Raw genomic sequence first — 21,165 nt, forward strand, 5'->3', positions numbered from 1 at the left:
ATGACCCCTGCCACGCTTCCTGCCGATCACCCGCCCGTCAGCGGCGGGCGCGTGGGTGTGCTGCTGGTCAACCTCGGCACCCCCGACGCGCCGACCCCGGCCGCCGTGCGCCGCTATCTTGCCGAATTCCTGTCCGACCGGCGCGTGGTCGAGATCCCCGCCGTGGTCTGGCGGCCGATCCTCCACGGCGTCATCCTGCGCACCCGGCCGAAGAAATCGGCGCACGCCTATCGCCAGGTCTGGACCAGCGAAGGCTCGCCGCTGGCCGCGATCACGGCGGCGCAGGCGGGCGCGTTGCAGGCGCTGCTGGGCGATGCGGTGCGGGTGGACTGGGCGATGCGCTACGGCAATCCCGCCCTGCCGGACCGGCTGGCGGCGATGAAGCAGGCCGGCTGCGAGCGTATTCTGGTGGCGCCGCTCTACCCGCAATACTGCGGGGCGACGACGGCATCGGTGATGGACCGGCTGGGCCAGGCGCTGGCGGCGATGCGCTGGCAACCGGCGATCCGCACCCTGCCGCCTTACCATGACTACCCGGCCTACATCGATGCTTTGGCGACCGATCTGGGGGCGCAGCTCGATGCGCTGGCGTTCGTGCCGCAAGTGCTGGTGCTGTCGTTCCACGGCATGCCCCAGCGCACGCTCGATCTTGGCGACCCCTATCATTGCCATTGCCGCAAGACCGCCCGGCTGCTGGGCGAACGGCTGGGCCCGCGCTACCCGGGGCTGCGGATCGAGACCGCGTTCCAGTCCCGCTTCGGGCGGGCGAAGTGGCTCGAACCGGCGACCGAAACGGTGCTGGCCGCCGAGGCAGGCGCGGGCGTGCGGGGCCTGGTGGTGGCGGCACCGGGCTTCTCCGCCGATTGCGTGGAGACGCTGGAAGAACTGGCGATCCGCGGGCGCGAGGTCTTCGCCGCCGCCGGGGGCCAGAACTATGCGGTGCTGTCGTGCCTTAACGCGGGCGAACCGGGCATGGCGATGCTGGAAACGCTGGTCCGGCGCGAACTGGCCGGGTGGGTCGATCAGGGCTTGAAATCTCAATCACTTGCCGTTCGTGTCGAGCGAAGTCGAGACACCTGAGCACAGCGCCAGCGTGCCTCGACTTCACTCGACACGAACGGGACTTGCGGTGCTGCTTAAACGCTCGACGGTCTAAGCCGCAGGCTACGCCTTATAGCTTCATATCGTCATTGCTAACCCGCGTAGCGGGTGACGCAATCCAGAGCAGCGCATACCGCCCTGGATTGCCGCGCGACCTTCAGTCGCTTGCAAAGACGAAACGGGGGCACCCGTAGTGAGCTTCGGCATTACAACAATTTCACTGCAGTACTAATCCCTACCCGTTCTATATTCGTTCCGGCGGCGATCGCATGGAGTCGGACGGGATGGAACACGGGGATTTTGCCTATGGCGCGGATGCGGCGGCGGGGGCCGGGCGGACCGCGATCAGCATTTTCGCGAACCGCGCCCATGTGCGCGATGCCTTGCGTGATGATGCCGTGGCGGCGGGCGCGCGGGTGCAGTTCGCGGGGTCGCTGGCGGACATCGCCGATACGCCCGATCGGCCGCTGGGCGATGTCGTCTGGCTCGATTGCCCGCTGATCGATGCGCAAGGGCTGGCGGTGCTTGCGGGGCTGGACATGCGCGCGGCCACCGGGGCGGTTCGGCTGGTGGTGTCGACCACGGTGGATGCGCTCGATGATATCTATGGCTGGATGGACCAGTCGGTGCCGCTGCTGCTGGTCGATCCCGGCCGCGTCGATCGGGTGATCGCGCTGGCGCGGGTCATGGCCGAACGCCCGGCGGGCGGCGGCGTGCGCGAACTGTCCGATGATGACCGGATGATGCTGATGCGGCTGACCGAACAGGTCGGCGCGATCGCCGGGCGGATCGAAAAGCTGGCCCCCGGCGGACCAGCCCCGGCCGCAGCCATGCCGCCGCCGTTCGCCGATGCGGGTGTTGGCATAGGTGCCGGCGGGCGACCGGCATTTTTCGCGGCGGACAAGGACAGGCCGGCAGACCTTCCCGAAGCGCGGCTGGTGCGCCGGATCATCCGCCAGCGTCAGTTGCGGGCGCGGTTCTTCGATGGCGATCTGTTCGCCGATCCCGCCTGGGATATGCTGCTCGATCTGGCCGCCGCGCGGGCGGAAGGGGTGCGGGTCTCGGTCACCTCGCTGTGCATCGCCTCGGGCGTCCCGCCCACCACGGCGCTGCGCTGGATCGGCCAGATGGTCGAAGCCGGCCTCTTCACCCGCGCCTGCGACGACAACGACCGCCGCCGCGCCTTCATCGAACTGAGCGACCGCGCGGTGCAGGCGATGGCGGCCTACTTCCGCGAAGTGGCGCTGTCGGGGCCGGTGCCGGTGTGAGGGTGGTGTGGGGGGTGGGGGGAGGAATCTGGGGTGAATGTTTGTCGGCTATTGATCGGAGCCGGTCGCTTTCCAGAAGACCCTCATACGTCCGCACATGCGAGCACTGGCCGTTTGCAGAGGTAAATGAACTGTTAGAGACCATTGAACCAATGGGGCGGATTGCGCCTAACGCCAAGGTCACTTTGAGCCGCAATCCGGTTGCGGTTCAGTGAGAGACGCGGCCTACTGCGAATTTGTTTGGCCAAGATTCACAGCTTGTGATTATACGACGTACATGGACGCGATTTACGGCATTGGAGCCTACACGGCGCTTGAGGCTTCCCGAATGGTCGGGATGAGCCAAGCCACTCTGCGTCGATGGCTCCTAGGTTATCAGCACGATAGCAAGGATGAGCCAGCGCTCTGGCAACCACAGTACGAACCAGGCGACGACGGCGTGCTGCTAGGCTTCCGCGATCTTGTGGAAGCGCGGATCGTCAACGCACTGCGTGAACGGCGCATTGGGCTCACAACAATACGCAGATGCATCGAGCGGGCACGAGCCATCGTCGGCGACGAACGCCCCTTTTCGACCCAGCAATTCCGCACCGATGGCAAGACAATATTTCTAGAAATCACGAGGAATATCGACGAGCCGGAATTCATTGACCTTAGAAAAAGCCAAGGCGTGTTCAAGCGCGTGGTCGAACCCAGCCTGCAGGATCTCGAGTTCGGCCCCTCTGGTGCCGAGCGCTGGTGGCTTTTGCATGGCAAGAAAACGGTTGTCGCTGACCCCGCAAGATCCTTTGGTCAGCCCATTTTAGCCGACCATGGTATCTCCACGGCGCGCATCGTCGAGGTTGTCGCTGGTGAAGGCTCCGTTGAAAAAGCCGCCAAGGTTTATGAGATCAAGCCGAGGCTTATACGCGATGCGCTGGCTTACGAGGCCAGTCTTGGCGCACAAAAGGCGGCATGAAGCTGCTGGTGGACAACAATTTGGCTCCGAGACTTGGTCGGGGTCTTGGCGCGTTCTTCGACGGTATTCATACGGTTATCCATATTAAGGATAAGTTTGGAACTGGGAGCCTAAAGACGAACAGTGGATCGAACTACTCAGTAAGGAAGGCCGGTGGTGCGTCCTGACGGCCGACCGGAATATCGCAAAAAAGCGACCGTCCCGCCATATATTTGCCCAGGGCGGACTAATCGGGTTCTTTCCAGCCCCAGCCGTCGCCAAATGGTCAACCGAACGCCAATGCGCCCGGATTCTGACGCTCTGGCCCACATTGATCAGCATTTCCGAGACGGTTTCCAGCGGATTCTATGAGGTAGGAGCCAAAGGGGACCGACTTCGGCAAATCTGAGGGCTCAAGCGGATCCACACATTGGCTGGTGTCGGCGTAACCCGACGTTCCTAGCAGCGGGAATGCCGGCAGTTTTGTCCGACGAAGCGTCATGAACTCACGGCAAATGCCTTCCAGTGGGTATAGTCGATCATCAAACCCACCCCCCTCAATCCAGCATCCGTTTCTTCAGCGCGTGGATCGCCCACCACATGCCCAGCACCACCACCGGCGTCAGCACGCCCAGCACCAGATGCGCGTGAAGCCGAGGCGCAAAGCCTTCGGCCGCTTCCAGCACATGGCCGAGCAGGGCGATCAGGTAATAGCTGAGCGCCACCACGGACAGGCCTTCCACCAGTTGCTGCAACCGCAACTGGCGCGCGGCGCTCTGTTCCATCGATGCCAGCAGCCGGGCGTTCTGGTTCTCGATGCGGGTTTCCACGCGGGTGCGCAGCAGCGACATGAACTGGCCGAGCCGGGCGGAAAGCTGCTCGGTGCGGCGGCGGTGGGCCGAACAGGTGCGGACCGCCGGCTGGAACCGGCGCTGGGTGAAATCGGCGAGGGTCAGGAAGCCGGGGCAGGGGCGCACGCGCAGATCGGCGAGCCGTTCCTCCACCAGCCCGGCATAGGCCTCGGTCGCGCTCATGCGGAAATCGACGGCGGCGGCCTGCGTGGTCAGCGCCAGCGCCAGCGCGCTCACCTCGTCCAGCAGGCTGTCGTCGGAGACGTCTGACCGGGTCATGCGGCGAAAGGCGGCATCGAACTGCGCCTCGATCCCGTCCAGCACCTTCCACCCGGCGCGCGCATCGGGCAGGCCGAGCAGCGCGAGGTTGCGATAGTTGCCCAGCTCCTGCAGCCCCTGCACCGTGCGCGACAGGGTGCCGCGATCGCAATCGCCCGCCGCGATCAGCAGCAGGCCGAAGCCATCGTCGCCCAGCACATAGTCGGACCACATGCGCACGCCGCCGCTGTCGCTGCCCGGCTGGGCCCCGACATGGCACGATACCAGATCGGTTTCGACGAACGCGAGGCGCGGCAGCAGCGCCTGCGCCTGTGCCTCGTCGGCCACCACCGCCACGCGGGTGGCGCGCAGCACCGTGCCGGGCAAGGCCTCTGCCCAGTCGAGCGCGGGGGCGAGCCGGGGATCGTCGCGCATGGCGAGCACCGCCTCCGTGCCCTCCAGAAACAGGGTCAGCGTGGTCGCTTCGTTATGGCGTTCCCAGCACAGCCGGATGCCCGGTGCGAAGCTGCTGATAAGGTGGCGCTGCCCCGGTGCCAGCGGTGCGCCGCCCAGCGCTTCGAGCGCGCGGCGTTCGGCCTCGCGCTCATCGCCATCCTCGACCATGCGCAGGTATTGCACGATCGATGCTGGCGCGGTGAAGCGCGGCCAGCGGCGCAAGTGCATTTCATTGACCACCGTGCGCCGCAGTGGATGCTCCGCGCGCATGCCCGACCCCCTTGTCCTGAACCCCGTAACCCTGTGGCGATGAGACCATGTCCGGGCCTGCACAGCAAGCCGTCCGCCGCGAACCGGCCGAAAGTGCAATAGCGTTCGCGGCGCGGGCCATGGCAATCAAGCGCCGACCACAGAACACGAGGGAGAGTTTCGACATGGGTTTCCGCCTCACCGCAAGCCTGGCCGCCAGCCTTTCGGCCCTGGCGCTGGCCGCCTGCTCAGGCGCGAAGGACAGCGAAGAGACGACCGTGCCCGCTGCCGCCACGACCAGCGAAGCGCCGGTGGCTGACGAAACCGCCGCCCCGGCGGAGGCTGCCGTCGCGACGCCCGCCCCGGCAGCAAGCGCCACCCCTGAACCGACCCCCACGCCGACCCCTTCTGCCACGCCGACGGCCAAGGCCAGCGCCGCGCCGGCCAAGGCCGCGCCCGCCGCTCCGCCGCCGGTCGCGGTGGTCGCCCCGGCCACGTTCGCGCGCTGCGCGGTGTGCCACAATGCCGAGAAGGGCGCGGGCGACAAGCTGGGGCCCAACCTGTTCGGGGTCTATGGCCACAAGATGGGGCAAGGCAGCTTCGCCTTCTCCGACGCGACGCGCAATGCCGGCCTGACGCTCGACGACGCGACGCTCGACAAATGGCTGGAAAACCCGCGCGCGCTGGTGCCCGGCAACCGCATGAGCTTCCCCGGCCTGAAGGATGCGGCCAAGCGTCAGGAAATTATTGATTACCTGAAGCAGTTGCACTGATTTTGGCGGAATAGGTACCAATTCCGTCGTCCCCCGGGTGACGAACAGGGAGTGGATCGCGAGTTCGATCTGGTTTCGAAAACCTACCCCGCATCGCCCTTTCGCGGGGGCGTTGCGGCCATCGCTTCGAGCATCGCGGCATCCGCTGCCACTTCGACCGGAGCCACCGGCAGGGTACGGCGGCGGACGACCGCTTCGGGCAGTTCGCGCCGGATCCAGTCGAGCATGTGTTCGCGCGCGAAGCACCTGAGATCGAACAGCGTCGGGCCGTCCTTCGCGCTCATCAGCAGGCGCACTTCCATCGCGTCGGGCGAATGGTCGGTCACCTGCAGGACTTGCGCGCGACCGTCGAACAAGGGATGAGCGGTGATGAAGCGGCCCCACTCCTCGCGCAGCGGCGCGATGTCGGTTGCGGGGTCGAGATAGAGCATCACCGTGCCGAGCAGTTGCGAGCCGGTCTTGGTCCAGTTCTGGAAGGTATCTTCCAGGAAGCGGTTCGACGGCACCACCAGCCGCCGCTCGTCCCACAGCCGCACGACGACGTAAGTGGTGCGGATATCCTCGATCCGCCCCCATTCGCCATCCAGCACGATCACGTCGTCGATGCTGATCGGCTCGGTCAGCGCCATCTGGAACCCGGCGATCAGCGCCTTGAGCGCGGGCTGCGCCGCCGCGCCCACCGCCAGCGCGGCCAGCCCGGCCGAGGCCATCAGCGTCACGCCGATCTCGCGCACGCCGGGGATAGAGGCGAGAATGCCGGCGATGGTCAGGAACACGATCAGAAAGGTGCCGATGCGGCTGAAGATCGCCAGCCGCGTGCGCCGCCGGCGGGCATTGCGGTTGTCGGCGATCGAGATGTCGTTGCGCACCATCATCGCTTCGACAAAGGACCGCAGCACCGCCACCGCGATCCATCCGGTGAGGAGGGGCATCACGAACGGCGCGAACCGCGACCACACCGAATCGAGCGCGGGCGTATCGCGCGCCGCCAGCACCACCCCCATCGCCACGAAGGCCCAGCGGGTGGGGCGCGCCAGCCGCTCCACCACCAGATCGTCGGCCTCGCTCTGGCTGGACCGGGCGAACCGGCGGAGCACCCGAAACAGCACCGCGTGGACGGCAAGGCCCAGCGCCATGCCGATGGCGGCGGCGACGAGCGCCACCAGCGGGGCTTCCGCCCAGTCCGGCAAGGGCGCGATGGTGCGTTCGATGATGTCGATCATGCCGCCCAAACTATGCTGCGGCGCTGCGGTTGCAACCCAAGGTCAGTTTTGAACGCTACCACCCGCCGCGCGCGGGCGGCGACCGATCCCGCGCGGACGGTCAGTGCGCCGCGCCCCAACTGATCCCGTGGCCCACCTCGACGCCGAGTGGGACGTCCAGCCGCACCGCCGGTTCGGCCGCCCCAGCCATGACCGCGCGGATCACGGCGGATGCGGCCGGCACATCGGCTTCAGGCAGTTCGAACACCAGTTCGTCGTGCACCTGCAGCAGCATCCGCACATGGCCAAGGTCCGCCTCGGTCAGCGCGGGCATCATCCGCGCCATCGCCCGCTTGATGATATCGGCGCTGGTTCCCTGGATCGGCGCGTTGATCGCGGCGCGTTCCGATCCCTGCCGTTCGGCCTGGTTCTTGGAGGTGATGCGCGGGAACCAGGTCTTGCGGCCGAACAGGGTCTGTGAATAACCGCAGGTCCGCACGGTTTCGAGCGTCTCGTGGATATAGCGCTGGATGCCGGGGAAGCGCTCGAAATAGCGGTCGATCATCGCCTGCGCCTCGTCGGCCGGAACGCCGAGCCGGCCGCCGAGGCCCCAGCGCGAGATTCCGTAGAGGATGGCGAAGTTGATGGTCTTGGCGCGGCCGCGCGTATCGCGGTTGACCTCGCCGAACATCTCCATCGCGGTGCGGGCGTGAATATCCTCGCCGTTGGCAAAGGCTTCCTTGAGGCTGGGAACGTCGGCCATGTGCGCGGCAAGCCGCAGTTCGATCTGCGAATAGTCGGCCGAAAGCAGCACGTTGCCGGGTTCTGCCACGAAGCATTCGCGGATCTGGCGGCCGATTTCGGTGCGGATTGGGATGTTCTGCAGGTTGGGATCGGTGGACGACAGCCGCCCGGTCTGCGCGCCGACCAGGCTATAACTGGTGTGGACGCGACCGGTGTCGGGGTTGATCGCGGCCTGCAGCGCCTCGGTATAGGTGGAGCGCAGCTTGGAAAGCTGGCGCCATTCCAGCACCTTGGTGGCAACGCTCGCGCCTTGCAGGGCGAGGCTTTCGAGGACGGACTGATCGGTTGAATACTGGCCGCTCTTGCCTTTTTTCCCGCCCTTGTAGCCCAGCTTGTCGAACAGGATATCGCCGAGCTGCTTGGGGCTGCCGATGGTGAAATCCTGGCCCACTTCGGCAAAGATATCCAGTTCGATGCCCTTGATCGCTTCGGCGAATTCGCCCGAGAGGCGGGCCAGCCGATCACGATCGACGCGGATGCCGTGGCGTTCCATCGCCGCGACCACCGGGATCAGCGGCCGGTCCACCCGCTGATAGATGCGCGTCGCAGCTTCCTGCGCCAGTCGCGGCTGGAGCAGGGCGTGCAGCCGCCAGGTCACGTCGGCATCCTCGGCCGCATAAGGCGTGGCACGATCCAGCGGCACTTCGCCGAAGGGGATCGCCTTCTTGCCGGTGCCGCAGACGTCCTTGAAGGTCATCGTGGCGTGAGCGAGGTGGCGCTGGGCCAGTTCATCCATTCCGTGGCCGCCGCCGATCCCGTCGATCGAGCGGCCGGCATCGAGGCAGAAGCTTTCGATCATCGTGTCGTCAACCGGGGCCATGGCGATGCCGTGGCGGGCCAGCACGTTGAGGTCGTACTTGATGTTCTGCCCGACCTTGAGCACCGCATCGCTTTCCAGCACCGGCTTGAGCAGCGCGATCGCGAGGTCCAGCGGCACCTGTTCCGGCCGCTGGGCAAACATGTCGGTGCCGCCATGGCCGAGCGGGATATAGCACGCATCGTTCGGGCCCAGTGCCAGGCTAATGCCGGCAAGGTCCGCGCGCATGGCATCGAGCATCGAGGTTTCGGTATCCACCGCCACCAGCCGCGCATCGGCGATCCGCGCCACCCAGTGCTGCAGGGCCTCTTCGGTCTGGACGCATTCGTAAGCGGCATAATCGATCGCAGGCCATTCCGGCAACGGCTGACGCGACGCGCCCTCGGACGGACCGGCGCCGACCACTTGGGGCTTGGCGGGGTGCAACTGTGTCGGGGCGGAGGGACTACCCGTGCCGGTGTCCAAGCGTTTGAGCAGGCTGGTGAAGCCATGCTTGCCGAGGAACGCCGCCAGTGGATCGGGCGGGATCGCATCGAGCACGAAATCGTCCAGCGGCATCGGCAAGGGGCAATCCTCGCGCAGGGTCACCAGCACGCGCGACAGGCGCGCCTGGTCAGCCTGTTCGATCAGCCGTTCCTGCAGCTTGGATTTCTTCATCGCCGGTGCTGCCGCCAGCGCCGATTCGAGATCGCCATAGTCCTGGATCAGCTTGGTCGCGGTCTTCGGGCCGATGCCGTAGACGCCGGGCACATTGTCCACCGCGTCGCCCATCAGGGCCAGCACATCGCCGACCTTTTCGGGCGGGACGCCGAACTTCTCGATCACTTCGGGAATGTCGATCCGCTGGTTCTTCATGGTGTCCAGCATATCGACGCAGCCGCCGCCGGTGGCGCACTTGCCCACCAGTTGCATTAGGTCCTTGTCGGACGAGACGATCGTCACGTCCCAGCCGCGCAAGGTGGCGGCGCGGGCGTAGGATGCAATCAGATCGTCGGCTTCCAGCCCGGCTTCTTCGATGCAGGGCAGAGAGAAAGCGCGGGTGGCATCGCGCACCAGCGGGAACTGCGGCACCAGGTCTTCGGGCGGCGGCGGCCGGTTGGCCTTGTAATCGGCGTAGATGTCGTTGCGGAACGAATGGCTGCCGGCATCGAGGATGACTGCCAGATGGGTTGGCCCGTCGGCCTTGTGCAGATCGTCAGCCAGCTTCCACAGCATGGTGGTATAGCCATAGACCGCGCCCACCGGCGTGCCTTCCGGGTCGGTCAGCGGCGGAAGGCGGTGATAGGCGCGGAAAATATAGGCCGAACCATCGACGAGATAGAGATGCTGCTTGGGCTCCATGACCCGCTTGGTAGCAGCGTGCGCGGGCACCGTCAGCAGGCGATTGGGCGGAACCGACAGGCTTGTCGTGCGTTGCGCGCAGATGCCTGATCGGCCCGACGCTTGTTTTCCCACTGGAGGCGACTTATGGATCGGGTCCTGTCAGGCGCGCGAAGGGCCGCAAGCCGGTGGCATCCTGCCAGCGGATTTCCGTCCTTTCATAGAGATTTAGCGAGGGAAGACCTAAAGATGCGTAAGATCGTGATCGCCGCCACCGTAGCCCTGAGCGCGCTGTCGCTGGCCGCCTGCTCGCAGCAGACGCAGGATGCCACCGATGCCGCCGCTTCGTCGGCCGCCGATGACTTGAGCGACCTGGCGTCCGACGCGGCCGACAAGGCGGGTCAGTTGGGTGCCGACGCTTCGGATGCCGCGAACGACGCCGCCGATGCAGCCAAGGACGCCGGTGCCGACGCTGCCGATGCCGTGGGCGATACCGCCGATGCTGCCGCGAAGGCTGCGGCCGACGCCGAGGCGGCGATGGACGAAGGCACTGCGGAAAAGCCCAAGGCCCAGTAAGGCCGGGAGCTTCGGCTCAACAAAAAGGGCGCTGCCGGTCTGCCGGCAGCGCCCTTTTTGTGTTCCAAGGCCTTTTACGGAAGGAGCCGAAATTACCGCGCCGCCGTCCGCCGGAAGCCTGACGAAGGCTCCGATTCGTACCCGTCGAAGATCGCCTTTGCGATCGAGGCGATGCGTTCTTCGCGGCCGGGCCGCCCGCCCTGGCCGGTGACGTAGATCGCTACGGCATAGGCGCGCCCGTCCGGCGTCTGGATGATGCCGACATCGCTGGAGGTGTTGTTGAGCGAGCCGGTCTTGTGCGCCACTGAAACGCCGGCCGGCATCATCGCCGGGATGCGGTGCTTGCCGGTAAGGCAGCGGCCCATCGCGCCGAGGAGGACGCTGCGGCTGCTGTCCGACAGCCAGGCCCCGCGATAGAGCCCAGACACGAGCTGGACCATGGCGCGCGGGGTGGCGCTGTCCCGCTTGTCGATCACTTGCGCGGGATCGATCGCGCCGTCATCGCGCACCAGGGTGGCGATGTCGCGATCGATGTGGAAATCCTCGATCCCGGCGCGGCGAACCCATTCGTTGACCGCCTGCGGCCCGCCGACGACCTTGAGCAGGGCATCGGTGGCATAGTTGTTGGAGCGAGTGAGCATCAGCTCGATCAGTTGCGTGGCCGAAAGATACTGGCCCGCGCGCACCGGAGCGACCGGGGTGGAGAAAGGAGCCGAAGGCACCGGCACCATCAGCGGAAATTCGCTGGTCAGGCTCCAGCGGCCCTTGTCGACCCCTTCAAGGAAGGTGGCGGCGATGGCGATCTTGCTGGTGGAGGCCATCGGGAAGCGCTGATCGCCCAGCACATCGACCGAGCGGCCGGTGGCAAGGTCCATCGCGGCGACACCGATGCGGCCGCGCCCGGCGTTGGCGAGGCTGACGAGCTGCTGTTCGAACGGCGTGGAATAGGTCCGCGGCCCGCGCGTGTCGGTGCCGAACTGCGCATCGAAACTCGCCTGCAGATCGGTCAGATCGCCGGTGACTAGATCGTTGGCATGGGCGGGGACCAGCGGCAGGGCCAGCGCGGCCAGCATAGTGCCGGCGCGCCAGACGGTCTTGCGCAGGTGCACGGCACCATCCTTGCACCGCGCCAACCAACCGGGCACCAGACTTTTGGCTGCTTCGTTCATACCCACCCGCAATACGCCAGACGTAGTTCCCGCGAGGTTAACCGCAGCGCGATCAATTGCCAGTGGAGAGCGATGAATTGCCATCCCCATGCGGGCAATTGCGCCGGGGTGAACGATTCTGTCGCGAATGTGTTCAGAAGCAATCACAAGAAAGGCCGGAGAGGTTTCCCTCCCCGGCCTGTTCTTCGAACTCGGTACGGGTTGGCGTGGACTCAGAAGTCCATGCCACCCATGCCGCCCATGCCACCCGGCATTGCCGGCATGGCGGGCTTGTCGTCCGGCTTTTCGCTGATCGCCGCTTCGGTGGTGATCAGCAGGCCGGCGACCGAAGCCGCATCCTGGAGGGCAGTGCGCACGACCTTGGTCGGGTCGATGACGCCGGCGGCCACGAGGTTCTCGTAAACGTCGGTGGCAGCGTTGAAGCCCTGGGTCTCGTCATTCTCGCGCAGCAGGTTGCCGGCGACGACAGCGCCGTCATGACCGGCGTTGGCGGCGATCTGCTTCACCGGAGCGGTGATGGCGCGACGGATGATGTCGATGCCCTTGGTCTGGTCGTCGTTCGCGCCCTTGAGGCCGTCGAGAGCCTTGGTGGCGTAAAGCAGCGCGGTACCGCCGCCGGGGACGATGCCTTCTTCAACCGCAGCGCGGGTCGCGTGGAGAGCGTCATCGACGCGGTCCTTGCGCTCCTTGACTTCGACTTCCGAAGCACCGCCAACCTTGATGACGGCCACGCCGCCGGCCAGCTTCGCCAGACGCTCCTGCAGCTTCTCGCGGTCGTAGTCCGAAGTGGTGACTTCGATCTGCGAACGGATCTGCTCGACGCGGGCCTTGATGTCGTCGGCCGAACCGGCACCGTCGACGATCGTGGTGTTGTCCTTGTCGATCGAGACCTTCTTGGCCTGGCCGAGCATGCCGACGGTCACGTTCTCGAGCTTGATGCCGAGGTCTTCCGAGATCATCTCGCCGGCGGTCAGCGTGGCGATATCGCCCAGCATGGCCTTGCGGCGATCGCCGAAGCCCGGAGCCTTGACGGCTGCGACCTTGAGGCCACCGCGCAGCTTGTTGACGACGAGCGTGGCCAGAGCCTCACCCTCGATGTCTTCGGCGATGATGAGGAGCGGACGGCCCGACTGCACCACGGCTTCGAGAATCGGCAGCATCGACTGCAGGTTCGAGAGCTTCTTTTCGTGGATCAGGATGTACGGGTTGTCGAGTTCGACCGTCATCTTGTCGGGGTTGGTGACGAAGTAGGGCGACAGGTAGCCGCGGTCGAACTGCATGCCTTCGACGACGTCGAGTTCGAATTCGAGGCCCTTGGCCTCTTCCACGGTGATGACGCCTTCCTTGCCGACCTTTTCCATGGCTTCGGCGATCTTCTCGCCGACTTCGGTGTCACCGTTGGCCGAGATAATGCCGACCTGGGCGATTTCCGAAGAGCCCGACACGTCCTTCGAACGCGCCTTGAGGTTTTCGACGACCTTGCCGACGGCGAGGTCGATGCCGCGCTTGAGGTCCATCGGGTTCATGCCGGCGGCGACGGCGGTCATGCCTTCGCGCACGATAGCCTGGGCCAGCACGGTGGCGGTGGTGGTGCCGTCACCGGCGGCGTCGTTGGCCTTCGAAGCCACTTCGCGCAGCATCTGTGCGCCCATGTTCTCGAACTTGTCCTTGAGTTCGATTTCCTTGGCGACGGTGACACCGTCCTTGGTGATGCGCGGTGCGCCGAAGCTCTTGTCGATCACGACGTTGCGGCCCTTGGGGCCCAGCGTGACCTTCACGGCGTTGGCGAGGGTGTCCACACCGGCGAGAATGCGCTCGCGGGCGTCGCGCGAGAACTTTACGTCCTTGGCTGCCATTTCAAAAATCCTTTCGGTAAATCAGTGATCGTGAAGAAGTGCGGCTCAGGCGATGACGCCGAGGATGTCCGATTCCTTCATGATGAGCAGGTCCTGGCCATCGACCTTGACCTCGGTGCCGGACCACTTGCCGAACAGCACGCGGTCGCCGACCTTGACGTCGAGCGCCTGGACCTTGCCATCGACGACGGCACCGTTGCCGGCGGCAACGATTTCGCCTTCAGCGGGCTTTTCCTTGGCGCTGTCGGGGATGATGATGCCACCGGCCGTCTTTTCTTCGGCCTCGACGCGGCGCACGAGAACACGGTCGTGCAGCGGGCGGAAAGTCATGGGGTTCTCCCTTAGTCCTATGAACACTAAACTGGGTTTGGCACTCCGTATGTCAGAGTGCCAACGCGCCGGCATATGGGTCGCCGCGCAGACAGCGTCAAGCGCGCGCTGTCGAAAAAATTTGCGGCCCGGTCTCGGCGCGGGACGGGGCGTGCCGGCGGCGGTGCCGGTCAGGGCAAGAGGTTGAACCGCCCGCGCCCGATCCAGCGCGCGAGCAGCAGCACGGCGGCGATGGTAAGGCCGACCGCCAGCCCAATCCATACCCCCAGCCCGGCCAGCCGGGTGTGGAAACCCAATACATAGGCGGTGGCGAACCCGCCCAGCCAGTATCCCGCCAGCGCGATCGCCATCGGCACGCGGGTATCCTGCAGGCCGCGTAGGGCACCGGCGGCGACCGCCTGCAGCCCGTCCGAGAACTGGAACACCGCCGCCATGAACAGGAACCCGGTGGCCAGCGCCACCAGCCGCGCATTGGCCGGATCGGCGACGTCGATATACGCCGACAGGAAGGCGTGGGGGGCGGCGAACATCGCCGCCGTGGCCAGCACGCTGAAGCACAGGCTGACGAGGAACGCCGCCGCACCGGCGCGGCCGATCGCGGCGCGATCCGCTGCGCCGAAGTGATAGCCGACGCGGATCGTTGCCGCCTGACCGACGCCATAGGGCACCTGGAAGGCGATCGAGGCGATCTGCAGGGCGATCGCGTGCGCCGCGAGCGACACCTCGCCGATGCGCCCCATCAGGAAGGCCGCGCCGCTGAACAGCCCGCCTTCGGCCACCAGCGTCAGCGCGATCGGCACGCCCAGTACCAGCATCTGCCGCAGCCGCTCCGGTTCGGCGCGCCAGAAACGGCCGAACAGGTGATAGCGGCGCAGCACCCGGTCGCTGCGGATGGCGACGACATAGGCCCCGGCCATGACCACGCTGGTCAGGATGCTGGCCAGCGCCGATCCCGGCAGGCCCAGCGCCGGGAAGCCGAAATGCCCGAAGATGAAAGTGTAATTGCCCGCCGCGTTGACCAGAATGGCGAAGGCGGTGATCAGCATCGCGTAGTGCGGCCGGCCCAGCGCGGAGACCACGGTGCGCAGGACTTGCGCCGCGCCCATCATCGGCAGGGAAAGCGACAGCAGCGCCACGAAGCCGCCCGCGCGATCGGCCAGGTCGGCGGGCTGCCCGGTTGCCCGCAGGAGCGTCTCGCCGCCCTGGCACAGCGCTATCGCGATCAGGCCCATCGCTCCCGCCAGCCACAGCCCCATCCGCGCCGAGCGGCGCACTTCGCGTACCGAGTGGAGGCGGCGGCCCAGTTCGGCGGCGATCAGCGGGGCCACTGCGCCGGTCACGCCGATGATCGCCATCATCAGCAGCATGACCACCGCGACGCCCAGGCTCGACGCCGCGAGATCGCGCTGGCCAAGCCGGGCGAGGAAGATGACGTCTGTCGCATAGACTGCCATCTGCAGCAGGTTCGACAGCACCAGCGGCCCCGCCAGTCGCAGGGTAGCCGCCAGTTCGCCGCGCATTCCGGCGGGGCGCGGCATGGCCGGCGCGCGCGCGGCAGGAGGGGCACTGGTCAACATGGCCCGCGCGGTAGAGCATTTCCGGGCGCGGGGAAACGCCTGCCACTTGATCGCGGTCATGGATTGCCGCAGACGGGCCGTTCAAGGGGGAACAGCCCCCCGCCGAAACAATGGCCGCAGTCACCGTTCGCCGCGCGCGACGCTGCCGGACTGCATAGGGAGTGCTCGATGTTGACCAGAAGAAACGCTGCTCTTGCCCTTGCCCCGCTGGCACTGCTGGCCGCTTGCGGCGGATCGGGTTCGCAGGACGATAACGCCAGCCCCGCCGCCTCGCCCGCGCCGTCGCCGGCCCCGGCAGCCGATACCGCGCCCGCTTCGGCCACTCCGGTTGCGGCGGCCGCCCCGACCGGCGAAGCGCCCGCCGCCTTCGCCATCTGCAAATCGTGCCACGCTGTGGAAGCCGGCAAGAACGGCATCGGCCCGACCCTGTTCGCGATCGTCGGCAGCAAGGCGGGCGAGGTCCCCGGCTTCAACTTCAGCCCGGCGCTGAAGAGTTCGGGCATCGTCTGGGACCGCGCCAAGCTCGACACCTGGCTTCAAGGGCCGATGAAGATGGTGCCCGGCACCCGCATGGTCATCTCGGTCCCCAACGCCGAGGCGCGCACGGCGATCATCGATTATCTTGAGACGCTGAAGTAGGCGCAGGGCCGGGGCGGTAGCCGCCCAAAAAGAAAAGGGCGGCCCCGCGGAGCCGCCCTTTCCAATTTCGACCGGACGAAACCGGAAGAAGATTACTTGAGCTCGACGGTACCGCCGGCTTCTTCGATCTTCTTCTTGATGTCTTCGGCTTCGGCCTTGTTGATGCCTTCCTTGACAGCCTTCGGGGCACCTTCGACGAGAGCCTTGGCTTCGGCGAGGCCCAGACCGGTGATGGCGCGGACTTCCTTGATGACCTGGATCTTCTTGCCACCGTCGCCGGTGAGGATCACGTCGAATTCGGTCTTCTCTTCAACCGCGGCAGCGGCGTCACCGGCCGGGGCAGCAGCCACGGCAACAGCAGCAGCGGCGCTCACGCCCCATGCTTCTTCGAGGGCCTTGGCGAGGTCAGCGGCCTCGAGGACGGTCAGTTGCGACAGTTCTTCAACAAGCTTGGCGATATCGGCCATGATTTTAACTCCTGATCTGTGGTCCGACGGCCGCCTCATGCGACGCGCCGGAATAAATCGTTAGAAACGCGATGCTTTTGCTTGCGCTCAGGCGGCGTCCTTCTCGGCATAGGCGTTGAAGACGCGGGCCAGCTTCGCTGCCGGAGCAGTCGTGAGCTGGGCGATCTTCGTGGCCGGAGCCTGGACGAGACCGATGAGCTTGGCGCGCAGTTCGTCGAGTGAGGGCATCGAGGCGAGCGCCTTGACACCTTCGGGGGTCAGAACCTGCGTGCCCATCGCGCCGCCGACGATCTCGATCTTGTCGGTCGTCTTGGCGAATTCGACGACGGCCTTGGCGGCGGCAACCGGATCGACCGAAGTGGCGATCGCGGTGGGGCCGATAAGGAAGTCACCGATACCGGCATAGTCGGTATCCGCGATGGCAAGCTTGGCAAGACGGTTCTTCGCAACCTTGTAGGTCGCGCCGGCGTCCCGCATCTTCGTGCGCAGGGCGGTGGACTGGGCCACCGACATGCCGAGGTTGCGGGTGATCACCACCGCGCCGGCCTCGCCGAAAGTTGCGTTGAGCTGAGCGACCGATTCGGCTTTCTGCGAACGATCCATGCCTTACTCCTTCACAATGGCCGTGAGAGGCATGCCCCGCACGACCGGCTACGTATTGTCCGCCCCGCCATGCAGTGCGCATGCCGGAACGGGCGAGTCCGTTCGATGGGGAAGGAGTTTCGCGCCGAAACGCGAGGGTGGCACCACGCTTCAAAGGAGAGGCGCGTTGCCGGAAATTTCCTGTTCCCCGTCTAGGCTGGAAATTAAGCGCGGGCGGACCCCGTGCACCAACTGTCTCGGACGGATGAACGACACGGGACGAATCCTGTGCCTTTCGGGGCGGGCCAATGGCGAAATCGGGCGGATAAGTCAAGCTGGGTGGTGAGGCGGGCGGTCATGAAGGCGTGCTTGCGTGACGGCCGCGCAAATTTCTTGCGGTGGCGAAAGCGGCGTCGCACTGCGCCGAGGATGACGGACCGGATCGCCAGACTGCGCTCCCTGCGCACCGTTGCGGTCCTGGTGCTGGCGGCGTTTGCCATCCGGGGCTGGCAGTTGGGTAACCCGCTGATGCTGACGGACGAGCAGTTCTATCTGCTGGTCGGCCAGCGCATCTGGGACGGGCAGGTGCCCTATGTCGACATCTGGGACCGCAAGCCGCCGGGGCTGTTCGCGCTCTATGCCATGTTCGCGCGGATCGGCGAGGGCGTGTGGGTCTATCAGGTGGCGGCGACGCTGTTCGCGGCGGCGACCGCCGTGGTGGTCCGCGCGCTGGCGCGTCGGCATGCCTCGGACAAGGCGGCGCTGCTGGCCGCGCTGGCCTATCTGGCCAGCCTGCAACTGCTGGGCGGGCAGGGCGGGCAATCGCCGGTGTTCTACAACCTGTTCATCGCCGCCGCCGCGCTGCTGGTGCAAGCGGCGTTCGATGCGGCCACGGCGCGGGCGCTCGTCCTGCGCGGGGGGCTGGCGATGCTGCTGGTGGGGCTGGCCCTGCAGGTTAAGTACAGCGCCGTGTTCGAAGGGCTGTGCTTGGGTCTGTTGCTGATGCGGGCCCTGCGCGGCCGGGTGTCGCTGGTGGCCGGGGCGGCAATCAGCGCCGGATGGGCGGGCGTGGCGCTGCTGCCGACGGCGCTGGCGGTGGCGGGCTATGCGCTGGGCGGGCACCTGGACGATTTCGTCTTCGCCAACTTCACATCGTTCTTTGCCCGCGACGATGCCGCCAACGCGTCGGTGCTGGCCGATCTGGCGCAAATGATCGCGCTGACGCTGCCGCTGGCGGCGGCTGCGGTCGCGGGCATCGCGGTGCTGCTGCGGCAGGATCGGGCGGGGGCGGCGCTGGTTCCGCTGGCCTGGCTGAGCAGTGCGGTGTTCGGGGTGGTGGTGACCGGCACCTATTACGATCACTATGCGCTGGTGCTGCTGGCCCCGCTGGCCGTCTGCGGCGCGCCGGTGTTCGACGTGGCAGGGCGGACGCGGTGGACCGGCCTTTTCGCGATTGCCTTCGGGCTGATCGTGGGAACCTTCCTGTCATGGACGGCACAGGTGCGTTATGGCACGCGGCACCAGCTTGCGCCGTTTGTGCGGATCATCGGCACCCGGCCGACGGGATGCCTCTATGTGTTCGTAGGCCCGGTCGCGCTCTATTCCGCAACGCATGCCTGCCTGCTCAGCCGCTATGCCTATCCCAGCCATTTGACGCGGCTGAACGAGCGGCGCGCGATCGGGGTCGATCCAGTGGCCGAAGTTCGCCGCATCATGGCGGCAGGCCCCGCCTTCGTGGTCATGTACCGGGCCCCCCGGACCGAAGAGAACCCGCGCAGCATCGCCGCGCTGAAGCAAGGGCTGGCCGGGCGCTATCGGCTGGCGCTGCGCGCACCGATCGGATCGAAAGTGCAGGACCTCTATGTCCGGCAATCCACTGTGCCGGTGCCGTCAAACGCTGCCCCGCGCGAACCCCCGCCCGGTCAGAAACTGTAGCGAATGCCGACCGCCAGTTCGCTGGAGCGGGTGTCCCCATCGCCCTTGGTGATCGGCAGCAGGGCGAGCGCGAACAGTGACACGTCTTCCACCACGTCGAGCTCGGTGCGCAGGCCACCACCGAACAGATCGGGCAGGCCCATCCCGGTTTCATAGACCAGCATCGGATAGAGCGTCAGCCCGTTCATCGGCTGCGCGGTGTATCCGCCATAGATGCGGGTACCGTCCGGGCCGGGCATGACATAGCGTTCGGCTGTCACATCGAAATTCGCATGGGAAAGCCCGAAGGACACGGTGGTGCTGTCGGGAACGCGGCGCAGGAACGAGCGCAGCGCGCCGGCGGTCACCGTCACCTCCGCGACCTCCAGCGAGCAATAGACACCGAGGTCCAGTTCGCCGCCGGTGGACTTTTCTATGCCGTGGCTGCCCCACGCCATGCCCTGGCACCCTTTGCTGAACTGGTAATAGAGCGCGCCCTGGAAGACCGGGCCGGGGGTGAGCGGGAACAGGTCATAGTCCAGATAGCGGCTGTAGAGGCCGATATCGCCCGTCCACGCATCGGTTTCCGCTTCCGCGTGCGCCATGGCCGGCCAGCAGGCCATGCCAAGCGCCAGACAGGCCAGCACTTTCCCCAACATTGATCCCCTTCCCGCACCAAGAGTGCATCACGCGACGGGAGCGGGCAAGCGGCTTTGGCCGGGCACAGAAAAGCGGGGCGGCAATTGCACGTTGCCGCCCCGCGATCAGGGGTTGAGGAAGGAGGTCAGCCAATCAGGCGGGCTCGAACTCCGGGGTGCGCAGCGCGCTGGACGGCTGGGCAACGGCGGGCTCGCGATCGGCCGGCTGGCCGGACGTCGGGCGATACGTGCGCCAGTCGAACGGTTTGCCCTGCGTTTGCAGATGCTCGCGATGCTGCAGGATCAGGCGGGCGCGGCGCAGGCGGGCCTTGCGCGACCCGAACGGGTTCAGCGCATCGGGCTCGGCGGCGACCATCTGGTCGAGCAGGGCCTGGCGATCCTCACCCATTGGTACCGGCCCCTGCATCGCATCGCGGCGCGTTTCGGCAACGGTCGCGGCACTGCGTTCCAGAACCGGGGCCAGAACCGGGGCCGTCAGGCTGGCACCAGCGGGGGCGGCGAACGCGGCGGCACGTTCGCGGGCGGCAAAGACATCGCGTTCGACGCGCATGTTATGCGCCGGAGTCGAGGCGACCGGCGCGGGTTCGCGCGCGACCGGCTCGTAAGGAGCGACGTCCTCGCGGGTCAGCGGCTCGTCTTCGATGCGGCGGCGGCGGGTCATCGCATAAGCCGCACCACCGATGCCGAGCACGGCGAGCAGGCCAATCCCGGCGACAATCACGGCGGTTTCTTCCGACGCGTCGGCGCTCGAAGGGACAGGCTGCTCCGGAGCCGTCTGCTGGGCGGGAGCCTCGAACGGAGCCGGGCCAGCGACGGGCGTCGCGTCACGCGCAGCGCTGGGGGCCGGATCGGCGACCGGTGCAGGCGCGGCGGCCGGGGCAGTGGGCTCAGCACGGGCTGCGGCTGGTGCGGCGACAGTACGCGCTGCCGGGCGGCTGGCGCGCGGTTCGGCAGCGGCAGCGGGCTTGGGCGTGGGGGCTGCGGCTTCCGGAGACGGCGCAGAGACCGTCGGGACGGCGGATACCGGCTGGCTCACGTCGGGCAGGACGATCGTCGGCTGCGTGACAGGCGCGGACATCGTCACCGGCGCAGCAGGCGCGGTAGCGGATGGCTGGGCTGCGGGAGCCGGCTGGGCGGCGGGGGCCGGGGCGCTGGGAGCGATGTCCAGCGGCGCGGCTTCCTGCGCCGATGCGGTACCGATCAGCAGCGGGGTGGAACCAAGCGCGAGAACGGCGGCAATCGCCGTAAGGGCGCGGGGCGAGCGAGGGGCGGGTGCGTGTGTCATACGCCAAGCAAAGCGCGAAACGCGATGAAGTCACGCCGAGAGGGGCGAATATCCGACAAGTCGTGCGCATCGAAG

The 21,165-nt window shown here is 66.7% G+C and carries 18 protein-coding genes and 1 pseudogene; 8 read left to right on the forward strand and 11 right to left on the reverse strand.

Going from position 1 to position 21,165, the window contains the following annotated elements; all coding sequences use genetic code 11:
* The 4 genes and pseudogenes from hemH to IE122_RS18555 form a co-directional block, all read left to right on the forward strand.
* Nucleotides 1-1,080, forward strand: coding sequence for a ferrochelatase (gene hemH / locus IE122_RS08945; RefSeq protein ID WP_189620825.1), 1,080 nt, complete (start codon nucleotides 1-3; stop codon nucleotides 1,078-1,080).
* A gap of 305 nt (nucleotides 1,081-1,385) precedes the next feature.
* The gene (locus IE122_RS08950) at nucleotides 1,386-2,369 is read left to right on the forward strand and encodes a helix-turn-helix domain-containing protein (protein WP_189620826.1); all 984 of its coding nucleotides are present in this window, start codon (nucleotides 1,386-1,388) and stop codon (nucleotides 2,367-2,369) included.
* Between the two features lie 277 nt (nucleotides 2,370-2,646).
* On the forward strand, nucleotides 2,647-3,327 hold the full coding sequence (locus IE122_RS08955; protein WP_189620827.1) for a DUF433 domain-containing protein: 681 nt from the start codon (nucleotides 2,647-2,649) through the stop codon (nucleotides 3,325-3,327).
* Nucleotides 3,328-3,451: 124 nt separating this feature from the next.
* Nucleotides 3,452-3,715 (forward strand): annotated as a pseudogene (locus IE122_RS18555) (PIN-like domain-containing protein); the annotation flags it as partial.
* A gap of 148 nt (nucleotides 3,716-3,863) precedes the next feature.
* Here IE122_RS18555 and IE122_RS08970 read toward each other — a convergent pair.
* Entirely contained in the window at nucleotides 3,864-5,141 is a 1,278-nt protein-coding gene (locus tag IE122_RS08970; RefSeq protein ID WP_189620829.1) for a DUF3422 domain-containing protein, read from the reverse strand.
* A gap of 164 nt (nucleotides 5,142-5,305) precedes the next feature.
* On the opposite strand from IE122_RS08970, the gene IE122_RS08975 reads away from it, so the two are divergent.
* Entirely contained in the window at nucleotides 5,306-5,893 is a 588-nt protein-coding gene (locus IE122_RS08975; protein ID WP_189620830.1) for a c-type cytochrome, read from the forward strand.
* A gap of 83 nt (nucleotides 5,894-5,976) precedes the next feature.
* On the opposite strand, the gene IE122_RS08980 is transcribed toward IE122_RS08975, so the two are convergent.
* Nucleotides 5,977-7,116, reverse strand: a complete 1,140-nt coding sequence (locus tag IE122_RS08980; protein WP_189620831.1) for a mechanosensitive ion channel family protein — start codon at nucleotides 7,114-7,116, stop codon at nucleotides 5,977-5,979.
* Between the two features lie 100 nt (nucleotides 7,117-7,216).
* Nucleotides 7,217-10,057, reverse strand: coding sequence for a DNA polymerase I (gene polA, locus IE122_RS08985; protein WP_189620963.1), 2,841 nt, complete (start codon nucleotides 10,055-10,057; stop codon nucleotides 7,217-7,219).
* A 228-nt stretch (nucleotides 10,058-10,285) separates the two neighbouring features.
* Here polA and IE122_RS08990 point away from each other — a divergent pair, with 228 nt between their 5' ends.
* On the forward strand, nucleotides 10,286-10,612 hold the full coding sequence (locus IE122_RS08990) for a hypothetical protein (protein ID WP_189620832.1): 327 nt from the start codon (nucleotides 10,286-10,288) through the stop codon (nucleotides 10,610-10,612).
* Between the two features lie 92 nt (nucleotides 10,613-10,704).
* On the opposite strand, the gene IE122_RS08995 is transcribed toward IE122_RS08990, so the two are convergent.
* From IE122_RS08995 to IE122_RS09010, 4 genes are all read right to left on the reverse strand, one after another.
* Nucleotides 10,705-11,781: a serine hydrolase gene (locus tag IE122_RS08995; RefSeq protein WP_229813941.1), complete on the reverse strand. Its 1,077-nt coding sequence runs from the start codon at nucleotides 11,779-11,781 to the stop codon at nucleotides 10,705-10,707.
* 212 nt (nucleotides 11,782-11,993) lie between these two features.
* A complete protein-coding gene (groL, locus tag IE122_RS09000) occupies nucleotides 11,994-13,637 on the reverse strand; it encodes a chaperonin GroEL (protein ID WP_189620833.1) in 1,644 nt (547 codons plus the stop codon).
* A 45-nt stretch (nucleotides 13,638-13,682) separates the two neighbouring features.
* A complete protein-coding gene (locus IE122_RS09005; RefSeq protein WP_189620834.1) occupies nucleotides 13,683-13,967 on the reverse strand; it encodes a co-chaperone GroES in 285 nt (94 codons plus the stop codon).
* Nucleotides 13,968-14,137: 170 nt separating this feature from the next.
* The gene (locus IE122_RS09010; protein WP_189620965.1) at nucleotides 14,138-15,487 is read right to left on the reverse strand and encodes an MATE family efflux transporter; all 1,350 of its coding nucleotides are present in this window, start codon (nucleotides 15,485-15,487) and stop codon (nucleotides 14,138-14,140) included.
* A 225-nt stretch (nucleotides 15,488-15,712) separates the two neighbouring features.
* On the opposite strand from IE122_RS09010, the gene IE122_RS09015 reads away from it, so the two are divergent.
* Entirely contained in the window at nucleotides 15,713-16,183 is a 471-nt protein-coding gene (locus IE122_RS09015) for a c-type cytochrome (RefSeq protein ID WP_189620835.1), read from the forward strand.
* A 92-nt stretch (nucleotides 16,184-16,275) separates the two neighbouring features.
* Here the strand turns inward: IE122_RS09015 and rplL are convergent, their stop codons facing one another.
* Both rplL and rplJ read right to left on the reverse strand, forming a co-directional pair.
* The gene (gene rplL, locus IE122_RS09020) at nucleotides 16,276-16,650 is read right to left on the reverse strand and encodes a 50S ribosomal protein L7/L12 (protein WP_189620836.1); all 375 of its coding nucleotides are present in this window, start codon (nucleotides 16,648-16,650) and stop codon (nucleotides 16,276-16,278) included.
* A gap of 87 nt (nucleotides 16,651-16,737) precedes the next feature.
* Complete coding sequence (rplJ, locus tag IE122_RS09025) at nucleotides 16,738-17,253, reverse strand: 50S ribosomal protein L10 (RefSeq protein ID WP_189620837.1); 516 nt, start codon at nucleotides 17,251-17,253, stop codon at nucleotides 16,738-16,740.
* Between the two features lie 408 nt (nucleotides 17,254-17,661).
* Between rplJ and IE122_RS09030 the strand changes: the two genes are divergently transcribed.
* Complete coding sequence (locus IE122_RS09030; RefSeq protein ID WP_189620838.1) at nucleotides 17,662-19,167, forward strand: glycosyltransferase family 39 protein; 1,506 nt, start codon at nucleotides 17,662-17,664, stop codon at nucleotides 19,165-19,167.
* Here IE122_RS09030 and IE122_RS09035 read toward each other — a convergent pair.
* Together IE122_RS09035 and IE122_RS09040 are read right to left on the reverse strand one after the other, a co-directional pair.
* Nucleotides 19,155-19,805, reverse strand: a complete 651-nt coding sequence (locus IE122_RS09035; RefSeq protein ID WP_189620839.1) for a hypothetical protein — start codon at nucleotides 19,803-19,805, stop codon at nucleotides 19,155-19,157. The genes IE122_RS09030 and IE122_RS09035 overlap by 13 nt on opposite strands.
* Before the next feature lie 133 nt (nucleotides 19,806-19,938).
* A complete protein-coding gene (locus IE122_RS09040) occupies nucleotides 19,939-21,090 on the reverse strand; it encodes a hypothetical protein (protein ID WP_189620840.1) in 1,152 nt (383 codons plus the stop codon).
* Nucleotides 21,091-21,165 lie beyond the last annotated feature (75 nt).

The sequence above is a fragment of the Novosphingobium colocasiae genome, assembly GCF_014652555.1.
Taxonomy (GTDB): Bacteria; Pseudomonadota; Alphaproteobacteria; order Sphingomonadales; family Sphingomonadaceae; genus Novosphingobium; species Novosphingobium colocasiae.

What these genes read in the sequence shown, in the direction of transcription:
- hemH (WP_189620825.1), top strand. Translation starts at nt 1, where the DNA reads ATGACCCCTGCCACGCTTCCTGCCGATCACCCGCCCGTCAGCGGCGGG.
- IE122_RS08950 (WP_189620826.1), top strand. Translation starts at nt 1,386, where the DNA reads ATGGAACACGGGGATTTTGCCTATGGCGCGGATGCGGCGGCGGGGGCC.
- IE122_RS08955 (WP_189620827.1), top strand. Translation starts at nt 2,647, where the DNA reads ATGGACGCGATTTACGGCATTGGAGCCTACACGGCGCTTGAGGCTTCC.
- IE122_RS08970 (WP_189620829.1), bottom strand. Translation starts at nt 5,141, where the DNA reads ATGCGCGCGGAGCATCCACTGCGGCGCACGGTGGTCAATGAAATGCAC.
- IE122_RS08975 (WP_189620830.1), top strand. Translation starts at nt 5,306, where the DNA reads ATGGGTTTCCGCCTCACCGCAAGCCTGGCCGCCAGCCTTTCGGCCCTG.
- IE122_RS08980 (WP_189620831.1), bottom strand. Translation starts at nt 7,116, where the DNA reads ATGATCGACATCATCGAACGCACCATCGCGCCCTTGCCGGACTGGGCG.
- polA (WP_189620963.1), bottom strand. Translation starts at nt 10,057, where the DNA reads ATGGAGCCCAAGCAGCATCTCTATCTCGTCGATGGTTCGGCCTATATT.
- IE122_RS08990 (WP_189620832.1), top strand. Translation starts at nt 10,286, where the DNA reads ATGCGTAAGATCGTGATCGCCGCCACCGTAGCCCTGAGCGCGCTGTCG.
- IE122_RS08995 (WP_229813941.1), bottom strand. Translation starts at nt 11,781, where the DNA reads ATGAACGAAGCAGCCAAAAGTCTGGTGCCCGGTTGGTTGGCGCGGTGC.
- groL (WP_189620833.1), bottom strand. Translation starts at nt 13,637, where the DNA reads ATGGCAGCCAAGGACGTAAAGTTCTCGCGCGACGCCCGCGAGCGCATT.
- IE122_RS09005 (WP_189620834.1), bottom strand. Translation starts at nt 13,967, where the DNA reads ATGACTTTCCGCCCGCTGCACGACCGTGTTCTCGTGCGCCGCGTCGAG.
- IE122_RS09010 (WP_189620965.1), bottom strand. Translation starts at nt 15,487, where the DNA reads ATGCGCGGCGAACTGGCGGCTACCCTGCGACTGGCGGGGCCGCTGGTG.
- IE122_RS09015 (WP_189620835.1), top strand. Translation starts at nt 15,713, where the DNA reads ATGTTGACCAGAAGAAACGCTGCTCTTGCCCTTGCCCCGCTGGCACTG.
- rplL (WP_189620836.1), bottom strand. Translation starts at nt 16,650, where the DNA reads ATGGCCGATATCGCCAAGCTTGTTGAAGAACTGTCGCAACTGACCGTC.
- rplJ (WP_189620837.1), bottom strand. Translation starts at nt 17,253, where the DNA reads ATGGATCGTTCGCAGAAAGCCGAATCGGTCGCTCAGCTCAACGCAACT.
- IE122_RS09030 (WP_189620838.1), top strand. Translation starts at nt 17,662, where the DNA reads ATGACGGACCGGATCGCCAGACTGCGCTCCCTGCGCACCGTTGCGGTC.
- IE122_RS09035 (WP_189620839.1), bottom strand. Translation starts at nt 19,805, where the DNA reads ATGTTGGGGAAAGTGCTGGCCTGTCTGGCGCTTGGCATGGCCTGCTGG.
- IE122_RS09040 (WP_189620840.1), bottom strand. Translation starts at nt 21,090, where the DNA reads ATGACACACGCACCCGCCCCTCGCTCGCCCCGCGCCCTTACGGCGATT.